The sequence below is a fragment of the Allostella sp. genome (genome assembly GCF_041913585.1).
In the GTDB taxonomy this organism is placed as follows: domain Bacteria; phylum Pseudomonadota; class Alphaproteobacteria; order ATCC43930; family Allostellaceae; genus Allostella.
In genome coordinates this window covers 1-2,625 of the sequence record NZ_JAYSFE010000211.1, presented here as the reverse complement: position 1 = coordinate 2,625, position 2,625 = coordinate 1, and the positions used below count along the sequence as shown (strand labels likewise).

3 protein-coding genes are annotated in these 2,625 nt (G+C 73.6%); 1 reads left to right on the top strand and 2 read right to left on the bottom strand.

What is annotated here, in order from left to right:
• Window positions 1-392: MerR family DNA-binding protein (locus tag ACE3Q3_RS22995; protein ID WP_374449968.1), on the top strand; the 392-nt coding region annotated here is incomplete at its 5' end.
• On the opposite strand, the gene ACE3Q3_RS22990 is transcribed toward ACE3Q3_RS22995, so the two are convergent.
• A complete protein-coding gene (locus tag ACE3Q3_RS22990; protein WP_374449966.1) occupies window positions 389-991 on the bottom strand; it encodes a HupE/UreJ family protein in 603 nt (200 codons plus the stop codon). The two genes, ACE3Q3_RS22995 and ACE3Q3_RS22990, sit on opposite strands and share 4 nt — an antisense overlap.
• 69 nt (window positions 992-1,060) lie before the next feature.
• Window positions 1,061-2,625 (bottom strand): stimulus-sensing domain-containing protein (locus ACE3Q3_RS22985; protein ID WP_374449964.1); only part of this gene is annotated, 1,565 nt, incomplete at its 5' end.

The window sequence follows — 2,625 nt, the reverse complement described above, 5'->3', positions numbered from 1 at the left end:
CCGCGATCCGGTCGTCCGGCAACCAGCGTCGCTACGGCAGCAGCCACCTCAAGCGGCTGGCCTTCATCCGCCATGCCCGCGAACTCGGGTTTTCGCTGGACCGCATCCGCGAGCTCCTGGCGCTGGCCGACGATCCGGAACGGCCGTGCGCCGAGGCGCATGCGATCGCCACCGCCCACCGCGAGGCGGTGCGCAGCCGGATCGCGCGGCTGGTGGCGCTGGAACGCGAGCTCGACCGCATGATCGCCGCCTGCGACGCCGAGCGCGCCGCCGACTGCCGGATCATCGAGGTGCTGGCCGACCACGCGCACGGGCACTGCCTCAGCCCGGAGCATGGCGGCGCCGACCTGCCCGTCGTCCGCGCCGGCGGCCCGGCGCGGGCGCGCCGTTAGCCGATCAGCAGGGCGCCGCCGACCAGCACCAGCAGGACCGCCGACAGGTTGGCCGCCGCCGCCAGGCGGCCGGGCGCGGCCGCGGCAAGCGACCGCACCAGCCCGGCGGCGCCGAGCGCGATCGCCGCCTGGACCAGCGAGAAGCCGACGAGATAGGCGCCGACCGCCACCGGCTCGGCGCCGACGATGCTCTCGCCATATGCGTAGCCGTGGGCGAGGCCGGCCGCCGCCAGCACCAGCAGCCGTCCCGGCGCCGGGCTGCGGCCGAGTGCCAGAAGCCCGGCCATCACCAGCAGCGACAGGGCGACCGCCGCCTCGGCCAGCGGCAGCTCCGCCCCGGCGACATGGAGGAGGCAGCCGGCGAGCGTCCCGCCGACGAACCCGAGGAGCGGCCCGGACCCGAGCCTGGCCGACGCCGACAGCACGCCGATGCCGACGACGAAGGCGAGATGGTCGATGCCGATGACCGGGTGCCCGAGGCCCGAGAGCAGCCCGGTCAACGGGCCGTCCGGCAATTGTCCGCCCATGGCGTGGTGCGCGAGCGCCAGCGTCGGGGTCAGGACCCATGCGGCTCCGGCCAGGATCGCCTTGATGACCATTTGTACTCTCCCCTCTGCCCGACCGCTCGGTGCGACGCGGCGCAACATAGCCGCGACCGGCGCCCGTCGTCAGCCGCGATCGGCCGGCAGGCGGACGGTGAAGCGGGCGCCGCCCGGCGGCGGCCGGTTCTCCGCCGCGATGGCGCCGCCATGGGCCTCGACGATCTGCTTGGAGATGCTGAGGCCGAGGCCGGAATGGGTCCCGAACTTCTCCCCCGACGGCCGTTCGCTGTAGAAGCGCTCGAAGATCGCCTCCAGCTTGTCGGGCGGGATGCCCGGCCCCTCGTCCTCGACCTGGGCCACCACCCACTTGCCCTGCCGCGCCGCGCGCAGGGTCACGGTCCCGCCCGGCGGGCTGAAGGAGGCGGCATTGGCGATGAGGTTGCGGAACACCTGCCCCAGCCGGCTCTCGAGCCCGACCACGGTCAGTTCCTGATGGCGGGCGACGTCGAGGCGGATGGCCGGGCCGGAGCCGTCGTCGGTCGTCTGGTGCAGCTCGGCGAACGCGTCGAGCAGGCGCCCGACGTCGACGGTCTCGGTCGCGTCACGCGACAGCTCGGCGTCGAGGCGCGAGGCGTCGGAGATGTCGGTGATGAGGCGGTCGAGCCGCCCGACATCCTCCTGGATGATCGCCATCAGCCGCCGCTGCTGGTCCGGATCGCGGACCCGCACGGCCGTCTCGACGGCGCTGCGCAGCGAGGTCAGCGGATTCTTGATCTCGTGGGCGACGTCGGCCGCGAAGCGCTCGTTGGCGTTGAGCCGCTGCCACAGCACCTGCGTCATGGTGCGCAGCGATTCCGCGAGGTCGCCGATCTCGTCGCTGCGGCGGCCGAGGTCGGGGATCTCCGGCTGGCGGCCCTGGCCGCGCTTGACGCGTTCGGCCGCGCGCGCGAGGCGCAGGATCGGCCGCACGATGGTGCCGCCGAGATAGAGCGACAGCAGGACCGTGATCGCGAGCGCCACCGCGAACACCTTGAGGATGTCGAAGCGGACCGAGCGGATCGCCTTCTGGATCGCCTGGTCCTCGGTCGACAGCATGACGGCGCCCAGCACCTGCTTGAAGCGCTGGACCGGCACCGCCGTGGACAGCACCGTGCGGTCGAGCGCGTCGCGCCGCCGCATGCGCATGGTCTCGCCTTCCAGCGCCCGCGTCACCTCGACATAGTCGGCGGCGGTCTGGACCGGCCGTTCGGCATAGAGCGGCAGTTCCTCGCCGTCCGGCAGCAGGCCGACCACCCAGCCGTAGATGCGGCCGGCGGCGCCGAGCAGGGGCGGGTCGTCGTCGGGCGGCGCCAGCCGCTCGATGTAGATGCTGCCGCCGGGCCCGGAGAGCAGCCGCGTGTCGGCGACCAGCGCTCCGTCGGCGGCGAAGAGACGGGCGCGGGCGCCCGTCGGCTCCACCATGCGGCGGACCATGTGCCGGGCGGCCTCCAGCGACAGGGCCACGTCCTCGCTGGCGCCCGGCCGGTCGATCGTGCCTTCGCCCAGCGCATTGGCGATCAGTTCGGCCTGGGTGCGCAGCGCGTCGAGCTCGCTCTGCACCAGACCCTTCCGGTACTCGCCGACATAGAGCAAGCCGCCGACCAGGATCAGCAGCGGCAGCACGTTGACCGCCAGGATGCGGCGGGTCAGCG